At 72.2% G+C, this 21,997-nt stretch carries 16 protein-coding genes; 14 read left to right on the forward strand and 2 right to left on the reverse strand.

The features are described from left to right. Positions 1-6 precede the first annotated feature (6 nt). A complete protein-coding gene (locus ACZ58N_RS07500) occupies positions 7-225 on the reverse strand; it encodes a hypothetical protein (protein ID WP_471156718.1) in 219 nt (72 codons plus the stop codon). A gap of 267 nt (positions 226-492) precedes the next feature. Between ACZ58N_RS07500 and ACZ58N_RS07505 the strand changes: the two genes are divergently transcribed. The 3 genes from ACZ58N_RS07505 to ACZ58N_RS07515 all read left to right on the forward strand — a co-directional run bounded on the left by ACZ58N_RS07505 (position 493) and on the right by ACZ58N_RS07515 (position 5,534). Further along, positions 493-2,799, forward strand: a complete 2,307-nt coding sequence (locus tag ACZ58N_RS07505) for a HelD family protein (RefSeq protein ID WP_471156721.1) — start codon at positions 493-495, stop codon at positions 2,797-2,799. A 469-nt stretch (positions 2,800-3,268) separates the two neighbouring features. After that, a complete protein-coding gene (locus ACZ58N_RS07510) occupies positions 3,269-4,675 on the forward strand; it encodes an NAD-dependent malic enzyme (RefSeq protein ID WP_471156725.1) in 1,407 nt (468 codons plus the stop codon). A 577-nt stretch (positions 4,676-5,252) separates the two neighbouring features. After that, entirely contained in the window at positions 5,253-5,534 is a 282-nt protein-coding gene (locus ACZ58N_RS07515; RefSeq protein WP_007264399.1) for an HU family DNA-binding protein, read from the forward strand. A gap of 130 nt (positions 5,535-5,664) precedes the next feature. Here ACZ58N_RS07515 and murA read toward each other — a convergent pair whose 3' ends face one another. After that, positions 5,665-7,008: a UDP-N-acetylglucosamine 1-carboxyvinyltransferase gene (gene murA / locus ACZ58N_RS07520; protein WP_362880443.1), complete on the reverse strand. Its 1,344-nt coding sequence runs from the start codon at positions 7,006-7,008 to the stop codon at positions 5,665-5,667. A gap of 263 nt (positions 7,009-7,271) precedes the next feature. On the opposite strand from murA, the gene ACZ58N_RS07525 reads away from it, so the two are divergent. The 11 genes from ACZ58N_RS07525 (at position 7,272) to ACZ58N_RS07575 (ending at position 21,781) form a co-directional block, all read left to right on the forward strand. Further along, entirely contained in the window at positions 7,272-7,832 is a 561-nt protein-coding gene (locus ACZ58N_RS07525) for a YqgE/AlgH family protein (protein ID WP_281211014.1), read from the forward strand. Positions 7,833-7,860: 28 nt separating this feature from the next. Then, positions 7,861-8,145, forward strand: coding sequence for a DUF3039 domain-containing protein (locus ACZ58N_RS07530; RefSeq protein ID WP_281211013.1), 285 nt, complete (start codon positions 7,861-7,863; stop codon positions 8,143-8,145). A gap of 160 nt (positions 8,146-8,305) precedes the next feature. Next, on the forward strand, positions 8,306-9,994 hold the full coding sequence (locus ACZ58N_RS07535; protein ID WP_471156729.1) for a beta-N-acetylhexosaminidase: 1,689 nt from the start codon (positions 8,306-8,308) through the stop codon (positions 9,992-9,994). A gap of 362 nt (positions 9,995-10,356) precedes the next feature. After that, positions 10,357-11,277 (forward strand): FAD binding domain-containing protein, encoded by a 921-nt coding sequence (locus ACZ58N_RS07540; RefSeq protein ID WP_471156732.1) that lies wholly within the window; start codon positions 10,357-10,359, stop codon positions 11,275-11,277. After that, positions 11,274-13,439: a (2Fe-2S)-binding protein gene (locus tag ACZ58N_RS07545; protein WP_471156734.1), complete on the forward strand. Its 2,166-nt coding sequence runs from the start codon at positions 11,274-11,276 to the stop codon at positions 13,437-13,439. The genes ACZ58N_RS07540 and ACZ58N_RS07545 overlap by 4 nt, the downstream gene beginning before the upstream one ends. Before the next feature lie 65 nt (positions 13,440-13,504). Further along, positions 13,505-15,802, forward strand: coding sequence for a xanthine dehydrogenase family protein molybdopterin-binding subunit (locus tag ACZ58N_RS07550; RefSeq protein ID WP_471157539.1), 2,298 nt, complete (start codon positions 13,505-13,507; stop codon positions 15,800-15,802). Positions 15,803-15,933: 131 nt separating this feature from the next. Then, positions 15,934-16,404, forward strand: a complete 471-nt coding sequence (locus tag ACZ58N_RS07555) for a DUF2563 family protein (RefSeq protein WP_471156737.1) — start codon at positions 15,934-15,936, stop codon at positions 16,402-16,404. After that, on the forward strand, positions 16,404-17,822 hold the full coding sequence (locus tag ACZ58N_RS07560; RefSeq protein ID WP_471156740.1) for a WXG100 family type VII secretion target: 1,419 nt from the start codon (positions 16,404-16,406) through the stop codon (positions 17,820-17,822). Before ACZ58N_RS07555 ends, ACZ58N_RS07560 begins: the two co-directional genes overlap by 1 nt. A 21-nt stretch (positions 17,823-17,843) precedes the next feature. Further along, positions 17,844-19,022 (forward strand): type VII secretion-associated serine protease mycosin, encoded by a 1,179-nt coding sequence (gene mycP / locus ACZ58N_RS07565; RefSeq protein WP_471156743.1) that lies wholly within the window; start codon positions 17,844-17,846, stop codon positions 19,020-19,022. 31 nt (positions 19,023-19,053) lie between these two features. After that, on the forward strand, positions 19,054-19,476 hold the full coding sequence (locus ACZ58N_RS07570; protein ID WP_471156746.1) for a hypothetical protein: 423 nt from the start codon (positions 19,054-19,056) through the stop codon (positions 19,474-19,476). A gap of 10 nt (positions 19,477-19,486) precedes the next feature. Further along, the gene (locus ACZ58N_RS07575) at positions 19,487-21,781 is read left to right on the forward strand and encodes a DUF6571 family protein (RefSeq protein WP_471156749.1); all 2,295 of its coding nucleotides are present in this window, start codon (positions 19,487-19,489) and stop codon (positions 21,779-21,781) included. The last annotated feature ends 216 nt before the right edge of the window (positions 21,782-21,997 follow it).

A 21,997-nucleotide genomic window follows, 5' to 3' on the forward strand; every position in this document is an offset into this window, starting at 1 on the left:
GGCCGGTCAGGCGGGGGTCGGCGCCTCGGCCCGGGCTCGCGCCTTCGGCGACAGCCTCGCGTTCCCGCTCTGGAAGCAGAAGGAACCGCAGGCCGCCACGCAGAGCTCCTGCTCGTTGGAATGCCTACTGGAGATCACCGGAATCCTCAGCAGTTCCAGGAAGTCGGGTCCCGTCCCGTCGAGCGCGGTGGGAGAAGGGGCGGTGGAAGAAGTGGTGCTGGGCACGGAAACCTCCTGGGGACGTACGGAAGGGAAGTCGGTCCCCTCCATCTGACCAACCCGCCGCAGTGGCGCCGTCCTCCGAGTGGACGAAGCGACGGACGACCCTCGCGGGAGCGGAAGTCGGCGAAACCACCCCGATCCGGGCACGTCCGATCCCGCTCACCCCATCCCGATCCGCGTAATTCGTCCGGCGCGCGGAACCGGCGTGCGCACAGGGCCCGGATTCGCGTACGGTTGACGGTCGCCCATGCACGTCAGAAGGGGGCCTTGGTGGCCGCGCAGAATGCCGCTGTCGACAGCACGGCGGATTCCGTCCGCGATCGGGAGATCGCGGGCGAGCAGACGCATCTCGACCAGGTGTACCGACGCCTTGAGGAGAAGATCCACGAGGCCGAGTTCCTGGTGAACGACGCCGCCAAACGGAGCCAGGTCGGCACGCCCGGCGCGCTCGCCGAACGCGACGCGCAGGTCTTCCGCGCCGGGATCCACCTCAACCGGTTGAACAACGAGTTCGAGGACTTCCTCTTCGGACGGATCGACCTCCTCCTCGGCAAGGACGGGGAGCGCGGCTCGGACGGCGCGTTCACCTCCGTCGAGCCCGCCGACGACGCGATCCGGCCCGACCTCACCGCCGACATCGCCGAGACCCTCCACATCGGGCGGATCGGCGTGCTCGACACCGACTACGCGCCCCTCGTCATCGACTGGCGCGCCCCGGCGGCCGCGCCGTTCTACCGGTCCACGCCCAAGGACCCCGGTCGTGTCGTGCGCCGTCGCGTGATCCGGTCCAAGGGCCGCAAGGTCCTCGGCGTCGAGGACGACCTGATGCGTCCCGAGGTCACCGCCACCCTCGACGGCGTCGAGCTGCCCGCCATCGGCGACGGCGCGCTGATGGCCGCCCTCGGCCGGGCGCGGACGCACTCGATGCGGGACATCGTCTCCTCCATCCAGGCCGAGCAGGACCTGGTCATCCGGGCTCCCGCCGCGTCCGTCGCCGAGGTGGCGGGCGGGCCGGGTACCGGGAAGACCGCCGTCGCCCTGCACCGGGCGGCGTACCTGCTCTACCAGGACCGCAGGCGCTACTCCGGCGGCATCCTGATCGTTTCGCCGACCCCGCTGCTCGTCGCCTACACGGAGGGCGTGCTGCCCTCCCTCGGCGAGGAGGGACAGGTCGCCATCCGGGCGCTGGGCTCGCTCGTCGACGGGGCCGAGGCGACCACGTACGACGATCCGGCCGTCGCCCGGATCAAGGGCTCCTCCCGGATGCTCAAGGTGCTCCGCAAGGCGGTACGGGGAGCCCTGGAGCTGGGCGAGGCGCCGGACCGGCTCCGCGTGGTGGCCTTCGGGCGACGTCAGGAGCTGGAGTCGGCCGAGCTGAACCGGATCCGGCAGAACGTGCTCGGGGGCACGGCGCCGGTGAACCTGCTGCGCCCGCGCGCCCGCAAGCTGCTCCTCGACGCCCTGTACTCGAAGTCCGGCGGCGCGGGCCGGCACAGTGACCCGGAGCTCGCGGCCGAGCTGCGGTCCGCGTTCGACGAGGACATCTCCACGGAGGACGACTTCATCGGCTTCCTCAACGCCTGGTGGCCCGAACTGACCCCGCGCAAGGTCCTCGCGGCGATGGCCGACGAGCGGCGCCTGGGCCGTTGGTCGCGCCGGGACCTGAACCCGCGCGAGACCCGGCAGCTGGCGCGTTCCCTGCGCCGCGTCGGCCCGGACGGCAAGGGTCCGCTGTCGGTGCACGACGTGGCCCTGCTGGACGAGCTCCAGCAGCTCCTCGGCGCGCCCGCGCGGCCCAAGCGGCGCCGGGACATGGATCCGCTCGACCAGCTCAGCGGGCTGGAGGAGCTGATGCCGACCCGTGAGGAGACCCAGTGGGAGCGGGCGGAGCGCATCGCGGCCGAGCGCACCGAGTACGCCCACGTCATCGTCGACGAGGCCCAGGACCTGACGCCGATGCAGTGGCGGATGGTGGGTCGGCGGGGCCGGACGGGCACCTGGACGGTGGTCGGTGACCCGGCCCAGTCCTCGTGGACCGATCCCGAGGAGACCGCCGCCGCCCGGGACGAGGCGCTGGGGCGCAGGCCGCGCAGGCGCTTCACGCTCACGGTGAACTACCGCAACCCGGCCGAGGTGGCCGAGGTCGCCTCCCGGGTGCTGAAGCGGGCGATGCCGGACATGGAGCCGCCGACCGCGGTGCGCTCCACCGGCCTGGAGCCGCGCTTCTCGGCGGCCGGGGCCGATCTGGGCGCGTCGGTCCGCGAGGAGACGCGGCGGTTGCTGGAGCAGGTGGACGGCACGGTCGGCGTGGTCGTGGCCATGGACCGTCGGGCCGAGGCGGCCGGTTGGTTGGCCGACCTCGGGGAGCGGGCCGTGGCGCTGGGCAGTCTGGAGGCCAAGGGGTTGGAGTACGACGCCACGGTGGTCGTCTCCCCGGCGGAGATCGCGGACGAGTCCCCGGCGGGCCTGCGCGTGCTGTACGTGGCGCTGACGCGCGCGACGCAGCAGCTGACGGTGGTCTCGGCGGCGGCCGACCGGCCGGGCGCGGACGGCGTCCCGGAGCTGCTGAGGCCCTGACGGGCGAGCCGGTCCTGCCCGGAGCCGCCCGCCCGGGGGGCGGCTCCGGGACGGGGCCGGATGGCCCGCGGCCAGGAGCGTGACGCGGGCCATCGAAGTCGCCGGAGGGGGATCACTTTCGGCGAACCTTTGTTAGCCTGGTCAGGACACCGGCTCGATCCAAGCCCCCGGGCCCAACCTTCGTCGCTCAGAGCGACCACTTGCCGCGAGGCGAGCATGGCGGGTCGGTGTCTCAGACGGAATACCAGGTCCGCGCCCTCCACCCAGTGGGGGGCGCGGACCTGTTTTGTATTAATCCACCATTCCGCCGACCCCTGGTCTCTCGTATGGTGGAAGAGTTCTTCCGAAACTTGTAGCTGGTTACCTTTTACCGGCTGGTAGGTGGGACGATCGGACAACGGGACCTGTCACACCTGCCGTGTGCGGGCCCTGTGTACAGCGAAATCAGGGACAGAAGAGGAACACGGCCATGGCAACGGCGCCCAGCGTCTCGTATTCGATGACGGTCCGCCTGGAAGTGCCCGCGAGCGGAACCGCGGTCTCCCAGCTCACCACCGCCGTGGAGTCTTCAGGAGGTTCGGTCACCGGCCTCGACGTGACCGCGTCCGGCCACGAAAAGCTCCGCATCGACGTCACCATCGCCGCGACGTCCACCGCGCACGCCGACGAGATCGTCGAGAAGCTGCGCGGCATCGAGGGCGTCAGCCTCGGCAAGGTCTCCGACCGAACCTTCCTGATGCACCTCGGCGGCAAGATCGAGATGGCGTCCAAGCACCCCATCCGCAACCGCGACGACCTCTCGATGATCTACACCCCGGGTGTCGCCCGCGTGTGCATGGCGATCGCCGAGAACCCCGAGGACGCGCGCCGCCTCACCATCAAGCGCAACTCCGTCGCAGTCGTGACCGACGGCTCCGCCGTCCTGGGCCTCGGCAACATCGGCCCGATGGCCGCGCTGCCCGTCATGGAGGGCAAGGCCGCCCTCTTCAAGCGGTTCGCCGGCATCGACGCGTGGCCGATCTGCCTGGACACGCAGGATTCCGACGAGATCGTCGCCATCGTCAAGGCGATCGCCCCGGGCTTCGCCGGCATCAACCTGGAGGACATCTCCGCGCCGCGCTGCTTCGAGATCGAGGCCCGCCTGCGCGAGGCCCTCGACATCCCCGTCTTCCACGACGACCAGCACGGCACCGCGATCGTCGTCCTCGCCGCCCTGACGAACGCACTTCGCGTCGTCGGCAAGGCAGTTGGGGACGTCAAGGTCGTCATGTCCGGCGCCGGCGCGGCCGGTACGGCCATCCTGAAGCTGCTCCTCGCGGCGGGCGTGAAGAACGCGGTCAGCGCCGACATCCACGGTGTCGTGCACGCGGACCGCCCCGACCTCGTGGACACCGCGGCCGACTCCCCGCTGCGCTGGATCGCGGACAACACCAACCCCGAGGGCTACACCGGCACCCTCAAGGAGGCCGTGGTCGGCGCCGACGTCTTCATCGGCGTCTCGGCTCCCAACGTGCTCTCCGGCGAGGACGTCGCGGCCATGGCCGAGGGCGCCATCGTGTTCGCGCTCGCGAACCCGGACCCCGAGGTCGACCCGGCCGTAGCCCGTCAGACGGCCGCCGTCGTGGCCACCGGCCGCTCGGACTTCCCGAACCAGATCAACAACGTGCTGGTCTTCCCGGGCGTCTTCCGCGGCCTGCTGGACGCCCAGTCCCGGACCGTGAACACCGACATGATGCTGGCCGCCGCGAGCGCCCTCGCCGACGTCGTCGGCGAGGACGAGCTGAACGCGAACTACATCATCCCGTCCGTCTTCAACGACAAGGTCGCCGGCGCGGTCGCCGGAGCCGTCCGCAAGGCCGCCACCGCCGGTCAGTAGCCCCTGGACGGGCCCGGCGGCCTCCGGGGCCCCCGCCGGGCCCGTCCGGCGCGTCCGGCCCCCGCAGCGGCCCCTGGGGCGGCTGCGGCGGGCGGGTGACGGCCCGTGGGATCCCGGGCGGGCCCGACGGACCCGCCCCGCCGGTCGGTTCGCCCGACGCGTTCGTCCGCCGGGGTCGCCCCGCCCCTCGGCCGCCCGTTCGACCGCCCGCCCCGAGGTCGCGCCGGAGCACCCGCCCGACACTGTTGTGACGGGCCCCACGCCCCGCTACCGGCGCGTCGCGGGATGCGGGCCCGGCGGGGCGCCTCTAGGGTTGCGGGGATGCCCGCGTGGCTCGCGGTCCGCACCCGGTCGGAGCCTGGCGGTGCGGACGGAGCGTCACCGCGGCGTGACTGTGGCGCTTTTCGTGTGACCCCGGCGGGTGCCGGATTGGCTTTCCCGCCGCTGGTGGGGGCAGGATGCGTAACCGGGCGAGAGGGTCTGACGTTCAGACCCGGGTCCGGGGACTGTCCGAGGGCCCTGGCAGCATCGGCTTCGATCTCACGCCTCTAAGGCAAGTTGAACACGGGAGTACAACATGAACCGCAGTGAGCTGGTGGCCGCTCTGTCCGAGCGCGCCGAGGTGACCCGCAAGGACGCCGACGCCGTTCTGGCCGCGCTCGCCGAGACCGTCGGCGAGATTGTCGCCAAGGGCGACGAGAAGGTCACCATCCCCGGCTTCCTGACCTTCGAGCGCACCCACCGTGCCGCTCGCACCGCGCGCAACCCGCAGACCGGCGACCCCATCCAGATCCCGGCCGGCTACAGCGTGAAGGTCTCCGCGGGCTCCAAGCTCAAGGAAGCCGCCAAGGGCAAGTAGTACCGCCCTTGTGCCGAGGGCCGCAGAGGCCCTCGGGACGGCAGTGGTACGTAGAACGCCGAAGGGCGGCCACCCCCGCGGGGGTGGCCGCCCTTCGGCCTTTCCGGGGCCCGTGGGGCCCCGGAGGGGATCAGACGAGGTCGCCGTTCGGCAGCTCGACCTTCGCGCCCAGCTCGACGAGCTTCTCCATGAAGTTCTCGTAGCCGCGGTTGATCAGGTCGATGCCGTGGACGCGCGAGGTGCCCTCGGCCGCCAGCGCCGCGATCAGGTACGAGAACCCGCCGCGCAGGTCGGGGATGACCAGATCGGCGCCCTGGAGCTTCGTCGGTCCGGACACGACCGCCGAGTGCAGGAAGTTGCGCTGGCCGAAACGGCACGCGCTGCCGCCCAGGCACTCCCGGTACAGCTGGATGTGAGCACCCATCTGGTTCAGCGCCGAGGTGAAGCCGAGGCGGGACTCGTAGACCGTCTCGTGGACGATCGACAGGCCCGAGGCCTGGGTCAGGGCGACGACCAGCGGCTGCTGCCAGTCGGTCTGGAAGCCGGGGTGGACGTCCGTCTCCAGGTGGATCGCCTTGAGCGGGCCGCCCGGGTGCCAGAAGCGGATGCCCTCGTCGTCGATCTCGAACGCGCCACCGACCCGGCGGAACGTGTTGAGGAAGGTCATCATCGAGCGCTGCTGCGCCCCGCGGACGTAGATGTTGCCGCCGGTCGCCAGGGCCGCGGAAGCCCAGGAGGCGGCCTCCAGGCGGTCCGGGAGCGCCTTGTGGTTGTAGCCGCTGAGGCGGTCGACACCGGTGATGCGGATGGTCCGGTCGGTGTCGACGGAGATGATCGCGCCCATCTTCTGCAGCACGCAGATGAGGTCTTCGATCTCCGGTTCGACGGCGGCGTTGCTGAGCTCGGTCACGCCCTCGGCCAGGACGGCCGTCAGCAGGACCTGCTCGGTCGAGCCGACCGACGGGTAGGGCAGGCGGATCTTGCATCCGCGGAGGCGCTGCGGGGCCTCCAGGTACTGGCCGCCCTCGCGCTTCTCGATGGTCGCGCCGAACTGGCGGAGCACGTCGAAGTGGAAGTCGATCGGTCGGCCGCCGATGTCGCAGCCGCCCAGGCCCGGGATGAAGGCGTGGCCGAGGCGGTGCAGCAGCGGACCGCAGAAGAGGATCGGGATCCGGGAGGAACCCGCGTGCGCGTCGATGTCGGCGACGTTCGCGCTCTCGACGTGGGTCGGGTCGAGCACCAGCTCGCCCGGCTCCTCGCCGGGACGCACGGTCACGCCGTGCAGCTGCAGGAGCCCGCGCACGACCCGGACGTCACGGATGTCGGGCACGTTGCGCAGACGGCTGGGCTCGCTGCCGAGGAGAGCGGCGACCATGGCCTTGGGCACGAGGTTCTTCGCGCCGCGGACACGGATCTCGCCCTCAAGCGGGGTTCCGCCGTGAACAAGCAGTACATCGTCGCTGATGCCGGTCATGGATCTCGCGTTCCGGAGAGGGATGGGCAGGGGATCAGTGAAAAGGGTAAGGGGCACCACCCCCTTGTTTGTATGGCTGACGCGGCCGTAGGACTGTCATGAATTCGGTACAGCACCCTGTGTGCGCGGCAAGTAGCGGAGTGTTCACTTCCGGGGGTTTTCGCCCCGCGCGCTCCTCGCTGCCGCCGTGCGCCCTGAGCTGCGCACGATCCGATACCGGCGTCCGCTCCCCCTGAAGGGCGATTGTGCGGGATCATGTCCGCATGACCGAGGTGTCCTCCCTCACAGGGCGGCTGCTCGTGGCCACCCCAGCCCTCGCGGACCCGAATTTCGACCGCGCGGTCGTCCTGCTGCTCGACCACGACGAGCAGGGCTCCCTCGGCGTCGTCCTCAACCGCCCCACCCCCGTGGACGTACGGGACATCCTGCTGCCGTGGGCGCCGCTCGCCGGTGACCCCGGGGTGGTGTTCCAGGGCGGGCCGGTCGCGCTCGACTCCGCTCTGGGCGTTGCCGTGATCCCGGGCGAGGAGGGGCCGCTCGGGTGGCGCCGGGTGCACGGCGCGATCGGCCTGGTCGACCTGGAGGCCCCGCCCGAACTGCTGGCCGCGGCGCTCGGCGGGCTGCGCATCTTCGCGGGCTACTCCGGATGGGGGCCGGGCCAGCTGGAGGTCGAGCTGGGCGACGGCGCCTGGTACGTGGTGGATTCCGAACCGGGTGACGTCTCCTTCCCCGACCCCGAACGGCTCTGGCGGGCGGTCCTGCGCCGCCAGCGCAGCGACCTCGCGATGGTCGCCACCTATCTGGACGACCCGTCGCTGAACTGAGCCGGGTGGGGTTCAGTACCCTGGCTTTATGAGCACTCTTGAGCCCGATCGCGGGACTGGTACGGGGACCCTCGTAGAGCCGACGCCGCAGGTGTCCCACGGCGACGGCGACCACGAGCGCTTCGCCCACTACGTCCAGAAGGACAAGATCATGGAGAGCGCGCTCGGGGGCACCCCCGTCGTCGCGCTCTGCGGCAAGGTCTGGGTCCCGGGCCGCGACCCGAAGAAGTACCCGGTCTGTCCCATGTGCAAGGAGATCTACGAGTCCATGGGCGCCGGTGGCGACAAGGACAAGGGCGGCAAGGACAAGTAGGAAGGTCCTCGAACCGTTCGCCGAAGGTCCCCGTGTGCGCGGATGCGCGCCGGGGGCCTTTTGTGTGCCCCCGGCCCGGGTTAGTGTCGGCGCGACGAGCGCCCTGCGGAACGATCGTTGCGCAGGGCGCAACACGCTGTCTGTGGCGAAGGGCTGACGCATGGACCTGATCCCCGCACCCCGGAACGCGGTTCCCGACGGGGACGGACGGACCCACGCCTTCGGGCCCCGACCGTCCCTGACCGTCGGGCCCGACTGCGAAGGCGTCGCGCGGTGGCTGCGCCGCGAACTCGGAGCGGCCACCGGGTGGGACCTCCCGGACGCCGGCCCCGGCGCGCGGGGCGACGTACGGCTGGCCGTCGACCCGGAGCGCGCGGGCGGCGGGCCGGAGTCGTACCGGCTGGACATCGGCGAGGACGGCGTCGAACTGACCGGCGCCTCGGCCGCCGGGCTGTTCTGGGGCGCGCAGACGCTGCGTCAGCTGCTCGGCCCCGACGCGTACCGCAGGGCGCCGCTGCCGGGGCGGACCTGGAGCCTGCCCTACGCCGCCATCGCCGACGGCCCGCGCTTCGGGTGGCGCGGGATGATGCTCGACGTCGCCCGGCACTTCCTCCCGAAGGACGGCGTACTGCGCTACATCGACCTGCTCGTCGCGCACAAGCTCAACGTGCTGCACCTGCACCTGACGGACGACCAGGGGTGGCGCGTCGAGATCAAGCGCTACCCCGGGCTCACCGAAACCGGCGCCTGGCGGGCCCGCAGCCGCCGGGGGCACCGGGCCTCGCCGCTGTGGAACGAGGTGCCCCACGGCGGCTTCCTCAGCCAGGACGACATCCGCGAGATCGTCGCCTACGCCGCCGAACGGCACGTGCGGGTGGTGCCCGAGATCGACGTGCCCGGACACTCCCAGGCGGCCATCGCCGCCTACCCCGAGCTCGGGAACACCGACGTGGTGGACACCGCCGCCCTGGAGGTGTGGGACGACTGGGGCATCTCGGAGAACGTCCTCGCGCCGACCGAGGCCGTACTGCGGTTCTACGAAGGCGTCTTCGAGGAGCTGCTGGAACTGTTCCCGGCGGAGGTGTCCCCCTTCGTCCACGTGGGCGGCGACGAGTGCCCCAAGGCGCAGTGGAAGGCGTCCCCGGCCGCGCAGGAGCGGATCGCCGCGCTGGGCGTGGACGGGGAGGACGGACTCCAGTCCTGGTTCATCCGGCACTTCGACCGCTGGCTCGCGGAGCGCGGACGGCGGCTCGTCGGCTGGGACGAGATCCTGGAGGGCGGCGCGGAAGCCGGCGCGCGGGCCGCGGAGTCCGGTGACGAGGTGAGCGCCGTCGGCCTCGGCAAGGGCGCCGTCGTGTCCTCCTGGCGGGGCTACGCCGGCGGGGTCGCCGCCGCCGAGGCCGGGCACGACGTGGTGATGTGCCCCGAACAGCAGGTGTACCTGGACCACCGTCAGGCGGGCGGCCCGGACGAGCCGATGCCCATCGGGTACGTGCGGTCCCTGGAGGACGTGTACCGCTTCGAGCCGGTGCCGCCGAAGCTGTCGCCGGAAGCCGCCGCGCACGTGCTGGGCGCGCAGGCCAACGTGTGGACCGAGGTGATGGAGAACCAGAGCCGCGTCGACTACCAGGTGTTCCCGAGGCTGGCGGCCTTCGCCGAGGTGGTGTGGTCGACGCTGCCGGAACCGGAATCCCGGGACCACGCCGGGTTCGGGGAGCGGATGGCGACCCACTACGCGCGCCTCGACGCGCTCGGCGTGGAGTACCGGCCTCCGGGCGGTCCGCTGCCGTGGCAGCGCCGGCCGGGGGTGCTGGGCCGTCCGATCGAGGGGGAGCCTCCGATCGTGTGACCTCGGGGAGGGCGGCGTCCCGGTGCCGTCCGACGGCCGGAAGCGGAACTCTTCGGAAACCTTTGGAACTCTCTCCCGAATAAGGCCGATACGGGGATAAACGGACGCCCGGGCGCGTGGTCGAACGACCGCCGCCCGGGCGTCCCCACGACGGTCGGACGGCGCTCGGGCGGCGTGGGCCGCGCGGTCGCGGCGCGGACTTCGCCACCGGGGCGGCTTCCGGGTCGGGCGGTACCCGGGAGACCCTCGCGCCGGGTGCTCCGGAAGATGTGCCAGAGTTGCCACCTCCCGGCGGTGAGGACGTACCGTACGGCGGACAGGCGTGAGCGCCGGGACCGGGACATCGGGAAGGGGCAGCTGGGTTGACCACGCACGCACCGCACGCATCGCATGCGGCTCAGGGGCCGCAACCTCCGCATGCGGCCCAGGCGGCGCAGTCCGTGACGCTGCCGACCTCGCTCGACGAGGCCGTGGCGGCACTCACCGCCATGCCCGCGGCCGTACCCGTCGCCGGCGGCACCGACCTCATGGCGGCCGTCAACGCGGGCCTGCTGCGGCCCGCCGCGCTGGTGGGCCTCGGCCGGATCAACGAGATCCGCGGCTGGCAGTACCAGGACGGACACGCGCTGCTCGGCGCCGGACTGACGCACGCCCGGATGGGACGGCCGGACTTCGCCGCCCTGATCCCGGCGCTCGCGGCGGCGGCCCGCGCCGCCGGCCCGCCGCAGATCCGCAACGCGGGCACCCTCGGCGGGAACATCGCCACGGCCGCCCCGACCGGTGACGCCCTTCCGGTGCTCGCGGCGCTGGAAGCGATGCTGATCATCGTCGGCCCCGGTGGGGCGCAGCGCGAGATCCCCGTCTCCCACCTGCTGGCCGGCCGCGAGATGCTCCGGCCCGGCGAGCTGATCGGTTTCGTACGGGTGCCCCTGCTGCACGCGCCGCAGGTGTTCCTGAAGGCCACGGGCCGCACGGGACCGGGGCGGGCCCTGGCCTCCGTCGGGCTCGTGCTCGACCCGGCGCGCAGGGGAGTGCGGTGCGCCGTCGGCGCGGTCGCCCCGATGCCGCTGCGGCCGCTGGAGGCCGAGCGGTGGGTGGCCTCGCTGATCGACTGGGACGGGGAACGGACCCTGGCCCCCGAGGCGCTGGAGGCCTTCGGCGAGTACGTCGCGGCCGCCTGTGTGCCCGACCAGGGGGAACCGGTTTCCTCCGGAGTACTGCATCTGCGGCGGACGGTGGCCGTGCTGGCGCGCAGGGCCCTGGGGAGGGCACTGACCTCATGAGTGAGAACGAGAACGTGAGCGGATCGACCGGGAACTCGGGCAACTCGGGCAACAGGGCCGGCGCGGGCGCCGACTGGGGCTGGGAGCCGGTGCCGCACGGCGGCGAGTTCGACTCCGAGGCCACGGCCTTCGTGAAGCTGCCGCAGCACATGCTGGACGCCCTCGACAGCGGTGAGCCCCTCGCCGCCCCCGGACACGGGTACGTGCCGCCACCGATGATCGTGCCCCTCGGTTCGGCCAGCGCCGACCCGTCGGCCACGGGCACCTGGACCATGCCGGTCCAGTGGCCGGAGGCCGGAACGGGCGACGGGGGCGGTGCGGGCGCCGGCGGGGCGCCGGGCCGTGGCCCGATCCCGGCTTCGATCCCGCTGCCGCCGTCCGTGGCGGCCGCCTACGGGGACGGCGGCCCGGAGGAGACCGGACCCGACCCCGATCCGTCCGCGACGGCCGAATGGCGGTTCCCCGACGCGTCGCAGCAGTCCGACGAGTCGGTGAGCACCGGGCAGTGGACGCTGCCGACCGGCGGAGCGGGCGGAACGGAACTGTCCGGTGACACCGGTCAGTTCACGGACTTCTCCCACTCTTCCGGCTATTCCGACTTCCAGGACGTACAGGACTTCGGGGGTGTCCCCGACTTCCCGGGTCCTGTGGACACTTCGGACGGCGACGGGTTCGCGGCGGCCGGTGGGTTCTCGGGCGCCTCCCAGGACGAATACCCGGGCGAGTACCGGGGCGGGTACGCGGGCGGCTACCAGGACGACGGCCGGACGGACACCTTCGGCGGCGCGGCCGGCATCGACACCGGGGAGTTCCAGGCGCGGTCCGCGGACGCCGACTGGAACCGGGCTCCGGGGACGCTTCCGGGCGGCGCCGCCGCCCCCTGGGCGGAAACCCCCGCCGACGCCGGGGCCGCGGGCCCCGCCGGGATGCTGACCGGTGGTGTCCTGCCGGGCGGGACCGGACCGGCCGGAGCCGGCGAGGACGCCGCACGGGCCGCGGGGCCCGGGGCGGGCGCCGCGGGGCGCGGCCCGAGGGTGTTGGGCGGCCCCGGCGTCGGCACCCCGCTCCCGGAGCCGCTGCCCGAGCGCGGTCCGGAGCCGGAGCCGCTGCTGCACGCCACCCCTGACATCGACGCCGACCACGGCCCGGCGCGGACGCCGGTCGAGGAGGAGCGGCCCCGTCCGGTGGATGCCGCGGCCACCGGCCCCGGTGACACGCACGGACACGGATTCGAGGCCGTGCCGCCCGCACCGGGCGAAGCGGTGGCCGCGCCCGTGCCGGACGGCGACAGCGACGACGGCGACCAGGCACCCCCGGCCGAGGACGACGCCGAGGCGTTCCCGGTGGAGGGGGCGGCGTACGAGGAAGAGGAAAGCCCCGCCGTCGCCCAGCACGAGCACCCGGCGGCCTCCTACGTCCTGCGCGTCAACGGCGCCGACCGGCCCGTCACCGGTGCCTGGATCGGCGAGTCCCTGCTGTACGTGCTGCGCGAGCGCCTCGGCCTGGCCGGCGCCAAGGACGGCTGTTCGCAGGGCGAGTGCGGGGCCTGCGCGGTGCAGGTCGACGGGCGTCTCGTCGCCTCCTGCCTGGTGCCGGCCGCGACGGCCGCCGGCAGCGAGGTCCGCACGGTGGAGGGGCTGGCCACGGACGGGGAACTCTCCGACGTGCAGCAGGCGTTGTGCAGGTCGGGTGCGGTGCAGTGCGGATTCTGCGTCCCCGGCATGGCCATGACGATCCATGACCTGCTGGAGGGCAACCACGCCCCCAGCGATCTGGAGACCCGACAGGCCCTGTGCGGCAACCTGTGCCGTTGCTCCGGTTACAAGGGCGTCATCGAGGCGGTCCGCGAGGTCGTCGCGGAACGCGGGGCGCCGGCCGCGACCGACGCGGACGGCGGGACGTCGGCGGGCGGCCCCGCCGGCGGCGCGGGCGAGCCGCGGATCCCGCACCAGGCACTGCCCGGCGAGGGCGGCGCCCAGGGAGGTTCCGGGGGCGCGGGCGGTCCGGGTGACTCCGGTCATCTCGGGAACCCGGGCAACTTCGGGATCGCGGGCAACCTCGGCAATCCGGGGAACACCGGGAACCTCGGGAACACCGGGAACCTCGGGGGCACCGGTGACCCCGGCAACCTCGGGATCCAGCACAACGGAGGCATGGCGTGAGCGGGCACGACGGGGCGACGGCCACGACCACGGCGACCACCACGGCCACGGCCGGCGTCACGACGGTGACCGTCGGCGGCGACGGAGAACAGCAGCGGACCGCGCGCGGCATCGGAGCCTCCGTCCCCTCGGCGGACGCCCGCCCCAAGGCCGAGGGCACCTTCCCCTACGCCGCCGACCTGTGGGCCGAGGGCCTCCTGTGGGCCGCCGTGCTGCGCTCCCCGCACGCCCACGCCCGGATCCTGTCCGTCGACACCTCGGCCGCCGCCGAGATGCCCGGCGTCCGGGCCGTCATCACCCACCTCGACGTCCCCGGCGCCGGCACGCACGGCCGCCGCATCGCCGACCGGCCCGTCTTCGCCCACGACGTCGTGCGCCACCACGGCGAGCCCATCGCCGCCGTCGCCGCCGACCACCCCGACACGGCGCGCCTCGCGGCCGCCGCCATCGCCGTCGAGTACGAGCTCCTCGACCCCGTCACCGACCCCGAGCAGTCCTTCGGCGCGGCACCGCTCCACCCGGACGGCAACCTGATCCGGCACATCCCGCTCCGCTACGGCGACCCCGAGGCGACCGGCGAGATCGTCGTCGAGGGCCTGTACCGGATCGGCCGCCAGGACCCCGCGCCCATCGGCGCGGAGGCCGGCCTGGCCGTACCGCGTCCCGACGGGGGCGTGGAGATCTACACCGCCTCCACCGACCCGCACACCGACCGCGACCTCGCCGCCGCCTGCTTCGGCCTGGAGCCGGACCGGGTACGGGTCGTCGTCACCGGCGTCCCCGGCGCGACCTCCGACCGCGAGGACCCCGCCTTCCAACTGCCGCTCGGCCTGCTCGCCCTGCGCACCGGCTGCCCGGTGAAACTCGCCGCCACCCGCGAGGAGTCCTTCCTCGGCCACGCCCACCGCCACCCGACGCTGCTGCGCTACCGCCACCACGCGGACGCCGATGGCCGACTGGTCAAGGTCGAGGCGCAGATCCTGATGGACGCCGGCGCCTACGCCGACGCCTCCTCCGAGTCCCTGGCCGCGGCCGTGGCCTTCGCCTGCGGCCCGTACGTCGTCCCGCACGCCTTCGTCGAGGGCTGGGCGGTCCGGACGAACAACCCGCCGTCGGGTCACGTACGGGGCGAGGGCGCGATGCAGGTCTGCGCCGGGTACGAGGGCCAGATGGACAAGCTGGCCGCCGCGCTCGGCATCGACGGCGCCGAGCTGCGCATGCGCAACGTGATGGCGACCGGCGACATCCTGCCCACGGGCCAGACGGTGACCTGCCCGGCACCCGTGGCGGAACTGCTGAGCTCCGTACGGGACCACCCGTTGCCCGCCCTCCCCAAGGACACCCCGGAGGAGGAATGGCTGCTGCCGGGCGGCCCCGAGGGCGCGGGCGAGCCCGGTGCGGTGCGGCGCGGGGTCGGGTACGGCGTCGGCATGGTCCACATGCTCGGGGCGGAGGGCACGGACGAGGTCTCCACCGCCACCGTGAAGGTGGTCGGCGGTACCGCGACCGTCATCTGCGCGGCCGTCGACACCGGCCAGGGCTTCGCGACGCTGGCCCGCCAGATCGTCCAGGAGGTCCTCGGCGTGGACGAGGTGGCGATGGCCCCCGTCGACACCGACCAGCCGCCGGCCGGCCCGTCGGCGCACGGCCGCCACACGTGGGTGTCGGGCGGCGCGGTGGAACGCGCCGCGAAGATGGTCCGCACCCAACTCCTGCAACCCATGGCGCACAAGCTCGGCATGTCGACCGAGCTGCTGCAGATCGCGGACGGTCGGATCACCTCCTACGACGGCGCGTTCTCGATGTCCGTCCCGGAGGCGATAGAGGGCAAGGAGCTCTGGGCGACCGCCCAGTGCCGCCCCCACCCGACGGAGCCGCTGGACGCGGACGGGCAGGGCGACGCCTTCGTCGGCCTGGCGTTCTGCGCGATCCGCGCCGTGGTCGACGTGGACATCGAACTCGGCTCGGTCCGGGTCGTGGAACTGGCCGTCGCGCAGGACGTCGGCTGCGTCCTCAACCCGCGACAGCTGGAAGCCCGCATCGAAGCAGGCGTCACCCAGGGCGTGGGCGCGGCCCTGACGGAGAACCTCCGCTCGATCGCCGGCCTCGTCCGACACCCGGACCTGACGGGCTACGCCCTGCCGACGTCGCTGGACGCCCCGACGGTGCGCATCGTCAAGCTGGTCGAGGAACGCGACGTGGTGGCCCCGTTCGGCGCGAAGGCGGCCAGCGCCGTCCCGGTGGTGACCACCCCGGCGGCGATCGCCTCGGCGGTCCGGGCGGCCACGGGCCGGCCGGTGAACAGGATCCCGATCCGCCCGTCGGCCGCGGTGGCGGCGCCCGCGGCGGCACCCAACTCCTGATCGGGCGCGCCGCGTTGCGGGCCGACCCCGGCTAGAGTGGTCACGGAGCGTGTGCGTTCGCACCCGATGCGTGACGGGAGGCCGGTGTGGCGGCGGTGTCAGGGTTATCCGGGACCGGTGTCGCCGGGGGCGTGGCGAACGCCCTGATGCGGCAGGCCGGGGCCCTGGAGGTCGAGTACGCGTCGATGACCGGCTACCGGAAACTGGTCGACGCCCTCCTGGAGCAACTCGCCACCTCCGAGGCCGCCGCCGGAAGACTCGCCCACGGCGCCCTCGCGCGCGGCGCGCTGGGCGGGGGCTTCGCGGAGGCGGATTCCCTCTTCCGTGCGTACTCGACGGTCCACACCGAACTCCGCGACCTCTCCCGCGCCCTCGCGGCCCAGATCGAGGCCCTGGGCATCGCGATCCGGACGGCGGGTCTGGGCTACGGGGGAGTGGACGAGGACACGCGGCAACGGATGCGGGCCATCGTCGGGCAGTCCAAGCGGGACTACGTACCCGACCGCGACCCGCGAACCCGCGAGGAGCGGGCACCGCTGGAGGCGGCACCGTACGCGCCGGCCGAACGGCCCGGCGCGAGCACGGCGGGGGGCAGCCTCTGATGGCCACGGACTTCGAGGCCCACACGCACGAGCGGCTGCTGGCCATGATCGCCTCCATCGACCCGGAGGCGGTCACGGCACGGGCCGCTCAACTCTCCAACGCCGCGAAGGCGATCGAGGAGATCGGCGAAAGCCTCAAGAGGCACCGGGTCGGGGGCTGGGAGGGCGAGGCCGCCGACGCCTTCCGGGACTGGGTGGGCCGCGCGGGCAACGCGACGCTCCGGCTGTCCGAGTACGGCGCCGAGGCCGGCAGGTGGCTGACCGAAGCCGCCCAGACCATGATCGAGGTCAAGGCCAACACCCCGCCGTACGACACCGCCGCCGCGGCGAACCTCCGATCGGCCCGCGCGAACCACAACGACCCCGACGCCCGGGAAGCCGCCCGAACGGCCCACGCGAAGCTCGACGCCGACCACGAACGAGCGATCCAGCAACTGACGAAGCTGGCCCAGTCGTACGAGGCCTCGGCAACCCACCTGAACCGAGCCGCCGCCCCGACGTTCCCACCGCCGCCGGGGGTTTTCGTGCCGACGCCCTCCTCGGGTGACGTGGCGCAAAGCCGCGCAGGGGGTGTGCCGGACGTTGACGTCGGGTGGCGTGTTCCGGACGTGTCTCGGACTTCAGGGGGTGCCTCCGTCGTGACTGAGGTCGAATCGGAGGCCGAACGGCAGGCTGCGAGCGGGCCGGTCCTTTCGACGATGATGCGGCCTGTTTCTGAGCCCGTCGTGTCGGGGTTTGATGTGGCGTTGTCCCTCGACCGTGCGGTGACGCCACCGGAACGGATGTCGCCTTCGCCCTTCGGCGGGCCTGGGGAAATGGGGTCCATGAGCCCTGGCGTCGCAGCAAGCAGCGCGTCACATCAGCCCAACCCGTCCCTCGTGCTCCCTCGGAGTGCCGTTGCATCCAGCTCTGTCGCCGGGTCACCGCCTGCCACGCGTACGCCGGCCGGTGGTGGCTCCGCAGCCAGGGGCGGCGACGGCAGAACTTCCTTTCCTCCGAGGGGCAGCGGCATGGTCGGTAGCCGATCAGTCCCTCCCCTCGGCACGAACCCGGCAATCACACGTGGCACGGTGATCGGCTCGGAGGGGATGCCGGGAGCGGGCCGCGGTATGGGCGGTGGCACGGGCGTTGTGCCGCCCGGGGGCCCGGGAACAGGGGGCGGTCGTCGGCCGGCGATGGAGGCCGGTGGTGTCGTGGGCGGACAGCCTTCAGCGGCAGGGGGCCAGCCCTTCACGCAAGGAGGGTCCGGCCTCGTGCGCCACGGGATGACCCCTGGTGGGGTGATGGGCCCAGGAGCGGGTGCCCGGACATGGGGAGGTGGGCGCGACGTGCGCAAGGGGAGTCGCCCCGACTACCTGGTCGAGGACGAAGAGACCTGGCAGGGCAACCGTCGCGTTGTTCCGCCGGTGATCGACTGAGCGAAACGGACACTGAACGGGATGCGCACGCGAAACGCGACCTCGGCCTTGGTCGGCCTGCTGCTGACCGGAGTCGCTGCGACCCCGGCCCATGCGGAGACGATCCGAGAACAGCAATGGCACCTCGATGCCATGAAAGCCGAAAACATCTGGAAGACCAGCACGGGCAAGGGGGTTGCCGTCGCCGTCATCGACAGCGGGGTCGGGCGAATTCCTGAGCTTGAGGGGCAGGTGCTTCCCGGCAAGGATTTCGCGGCCGGGCACACGGGCTATCCGGGCGACGAGCGTGACGACCATGAGAAGCACGGAACCACCATGGCGGCAGTTATCGCCGGCACGGGAAGGCATCCGAGCGGCGATGGCGCGTACGGACTGGCACCTGGAGCGGAGATCCTGCCGATCCGAGTACCGCACGAGTTCAACGAGACGAGGCCGCTGTGGACAGCCGCCATTCGGTACGCGGCTGACTCGCAAGCCCGGATCATCAATATCTCCATGGCCACGGCCAAGGACGATCCCGACCGGGCAGAGAGCGTGAAGTACGCCCTCTCCAAAGGAAAACTGATCTTTGCCAGTGTCGGGAACGACGGCGACACGACCAACGAGGTCCTCTACCCCGCCGCCACGCCCGGTGTGGTGGGGGTCGCGGCCGTGGACGCGGATGGTGCGGCGACCAAGGAATCGCAACGCGGGCAACAGGTCGACCTGTCGGCTCCCGGCACAGGAATCGTCACGGGCTGCGCCAGGGAGACCGGGCTGTGCACCAGTCACGGAACCAGTGACGCGTCCGCGCTCGCGTCCGCCTCCGCCGCGCTGGTCTGGGCCGCGCACCCCGACTGGACCAACAACCAGGTCCTGCGGGTCCTCCTGAACACCGCCGGGAAGCCCGTGGACGGCGTCGAGCGGAACGACTACGTCGGCTACGGCGTCGTGCGCCCCCGGGTCGCGGTGCCCACGCCCGGGGATCCCGGGCCGGCCGACCTGTTTCCGCTCCCCGACCTGGCCGCGGCCGACTCCGAGGCCGCCGCCCGGAGGGCGTCGCCGCCCGCCGCCGGCTCCACCGGCCGACCGGCCGCCCGGGCGGCGGCGGAGGGGGAGCGCGACGGGAAAGGGCCGCCCTGGCTCGCGCTGGGGCTCGGGGCCTGCCTCCTCATCGGTGGGGCCGTCACCGCAGCCGTCGTACGCCGCGCCAAACGCTGACCCGCCCCGACCCGACACAGGAGTGCACACGATGTCGTTCGACGAGGACTGGTCCGCAGCCCGTGCCACGGCTGCGGCCAACGTCTCCCTGCGACTCAATCAGGCGTCCCCGGCCGGCCCCCGGGCCGGAGGCACGGACCTGGAGCTCAACCAGGACCACATCGGGGCCGTCGGCTCAGAGGCGCACCGGCTCCACTCGCGCCTCCGGACCGACGGCAAGCACGCCGCCACCGCGACCGCCGAGGCGGCCGGCGCCCTGACGCGGGAGGGATTCGCGAGCGGCGCGGCCCTGAGCAGGGTGAACGCACGCTGGGAGAGCCAGGTGACGACCCTCGTCGCCGCGTGCGCCCAGATCTCCAACGGGCTGAACTACTCGCTCGCGTCCCACAACAAGGACGAGCAGCAGCTCTACGCCGCCTTCACCACGTCCAAGCTCGACGAATACCTCAAGTAGGCGGGGCCCCGTGCTGACGTACGAGAACGTCCTGAACGCCCCGCTCGACAAGCTCCTGACGGCTGCGGGCGACTGGAAGGTGATGGCGGGCAAACTGGACGAGCTGGCCGAGACCGCACGCAACCGCATGAAGGCGAAATCCGACAAGGCCGAGTGGAGCGGGGTCACCGCCGGCGTGGCCCGACCGTTCGTCACCAGGACGGCCAAGGAGTTTGAGGACGCGGCCAAGGAGGCCAAAGGCGTCCACCTGGTGCTCACGGACGCGCACACCACCTTCAAGGTCGCCCGCGAACAGCTGAGGAAGATCGCCGAGGACGCCCCGGCCGCAGGTTTCCGGGTCGACGGCGCGGGCCGGGTCGTCGTCGTCCCCCTTCCGACGGAAGCGGACCGGAACGCCGCCCGTCACGACCCCGACTACCAGGAACTGCTCCGCACGAACCGGCAGCTGTGGCAGCAGCGGGTCGACCGGGCCGTGGAGGACGCACAGGACGCGGACGACTCGCTGGTGCGCGTCCTGCGGGCCAACGTCGCCGAGGACCACAACTTCGTCGCGCCGAGGTTCGCGACGCTGGACGCGGAACAGTCCGCCCGCGCGGCCGCCCTGATGCGGACCGTCACCGGCGAAGGCGGTACGGCCCGCAACGTCGGGGCGCTGCGCGAACTGGAGGAACTGCTCGACGACAACCGGACGGATCCCGAGTTCGCGACGTCCTTCTACCGTTCGGTCGGCGCCGAAGGCACGTTGGAGATGTACGCGAAGATGTCACTGGACGCCACCGGCCTCGGCCCCACGGGCCGGGACCGTCAGATGATGGTCGCGAACATCCAGAGCGATATGGGCGCCATGCTCGGCCTGGCCACGCACAAGGACGTTCCGCACCACCTCGACGCCGCCTGGACCCGGCAGCTGATGCGGGCCGGCCACAAGGAGTTGGACGTCACCGGCGTCGCCGGGCTGAACGCGAGGGTCTTCGGCTACCAGGCGCTGGGCTCCCTGCTGCGCGAGGGGGCCTACGACACCGAGTTCCTGACGTCGGTCGGACGGGACATGGTCGCCATGGACCGCAAGGACCCGACGGGGTGGGCGTACGGGGTTCCGTACGACATGGACATGGCCCTCAACCACGGTGTGGAGGGCGGCAAGGGCTTCTACCCGCTCACCGGACTGATGGAGGCCCTCGGCAACAACCCCGAGGCAGCCACCGCGTTCTTCAACGAGCCCGTCCGCGAGGACAGCAACCGCGACGGCATCGTCACGACGGCGGACAGGACGGTCCCGGGGCAGTACGGCAAGGCGCAGGGCATGGTCGATTACATGCTCGACAAGCCGCCGGGCGCGGACGGGTTCGACGTCACGCGGACCGGCGGCCTGCACGCGGGACAGCAGGCGGTGGGCGACGCGCTCATGGCCGCCGTCTCCCACCGGACCCCCGGAGACGAGGACTCCCCGCCGGTGCCGCACACCAAGGAGATGGCGGCCGTCATGGAACGGATCGTCGAGAAGATCGGCGACAAGCCGGAACTGGTGGCGGCCGACCCCGGAAAGCCGGACGGGCCGTTGAAGGGCCTTTCCGGCCACTTCGGGCAGATGGCGGCGGAGTACATGCCGGACATCCAGGCATCGGCGGAGAACGGCAGCCGGATGATCAAGACGAACGGCGAGATGGCCGAGTTCGACAAGTCCGCCATGGCGAGCTTCGTCGGGGCGGTGGGGCAGGACCCGGACGCGTACGGCGCGATGACCAACGCCCAGCGCGCCTTCACGACGACCTTGGTGAACGACGTGATCGTCCACCGGGCCGAGTACGAGGAGGTCGACGCGGCCATCAAGAGCGCCGTCCACCCGGGCGGCCAGATCGCCGGAATCCTCTCCCAGGCCCGGGCGGAAGGGGTCTTCGCCGAGAGCGCGCACAAGCAGGAGGAGTACGTACAGGGCGTGGAGGACAACGCGAAGTGGATCGAACGCGGCATCGACGCGGCGGGCGGCAAGTACCTGGAGATGATCCCGCTGGCGGGGGATGTGGTGACGTGGCTCCAGGAGGATGTCACAGAGAGCGTCGTGGAACGGGCTAAAAAGGACTACGCGGAAAAGACGGGCGAAGTTGATGACAAGGCTGTGATCGACTACGGAAACGCGCAGTTGGCGGCTGGCGTCTCTGCCGCGCAATCAGTCCGCAGGGCAGTGGAGGGAACCGACATGAATCAGCGGAGCATCGACGCTTTGGCTGGTGTCGCTTCGACTGAGACGGCGAACGCCCACGCGGTTGGCCGGGGCCACGTGTCGACATCGACTGGCGGATCCTGATGTCCGCCTTTAGGAAGGTCTTCGTGTACTGCGCGGCGCTGGCTACTTCAGTACTACTGGCAGGGTGCACTGACCAGGAGAGGTCGAGGGTCCCACAGTTGTCGGCCCCAGCGTGCTTCGGCGTATTCGCCCAGTCGGACCTCAAGCCCCTTCTGGGTGAAGGCGAGACGGCCACAGGGGAGTCGGTGAGTGTTATCCGGCTCACCGCAGAACGTC

This window comes from Streptomyces sp. NPDC040432 (assembly GCF_055595445.1).

What these genes read in the sequence shown, in the direction of transcription:
- ACZ58N_RS07535 (WP_471156729.1), top strand. Translation starts at nt 8,306, where the DNA reads ATGGACCTGATCCCCGCACCCCGGAACGCGGTTCCCGACGGGGACGGA.
- ACZ58N_RS07560 (WP_471156740.1), top strand. Translation starts at nt 16,404, where the DNA reads ATGGCCACGGACTTCGAGGCCCACACGCACGAGCGGCTGCTGGCCATG.
- ACZ58N_RS07515 (WP_007264399.1), top strand. Translation starts at nt 5,253, where the DNA reads ATGAACCGCAGTGAGCTGGTGGCCGCTCTGTCCGAGCGCGCCGAGGTG.
- ACZ58N_RS07570 (WP_471156746.1), top strand. Translation starts at nt 19,054, where the DNA reads ATGTCGTTCGACGAGGACTGGTCCGCAGCCCGTGCCACGGCTGCGGCC.
- ACZ58N_RS07510 (WP_471156725.1), top strand. Translation starts at nt 3,269, where the DNA reads ATGGCAACGGCGCCCAGCGTCTCGTATTCGATGACGGTCCGCCTGGAA.
- ACZ58N_RS07545 (WP_471156734.1), top strand. Translation starts at nt 11,274, where the DNA reads ATGAGTGAGAACGAGAACGTGAGCGGATCGACCGGGAACTCGGGCAAC.
- murA (WP_362880443.1), bottom strand. Translation starts at nt 7,008, where the DNA reads ATGACCGGCATCAGCGACGATGTACTGCTTGTTCACGGCGGAACCCCG.
- mycP (WP_471156743.1), top strand. Translation starts at nt 17,844, where the DNA reads ATGCGCACGCGAAACGCGACCTCGGCCTTGGTCGGCCTGCTGCTGACC.
- ACZ58N_RS07530 (WP_281211013.1), top strand. Translation starts at nt 7,861, where the DNA reads ATGAGCACTCTTGAGCCCGATCGCGGGACTGGTACGGGGACCCTCGTA.
- ACZ58N_RS07525 (WP_281211014.1), top strand. Translation starts at nt 7,272, where the DNA reads ATGACCGAGGTGTCCTCCCTCACAGGGCGGCTGCTCGTGGCCACCCCA.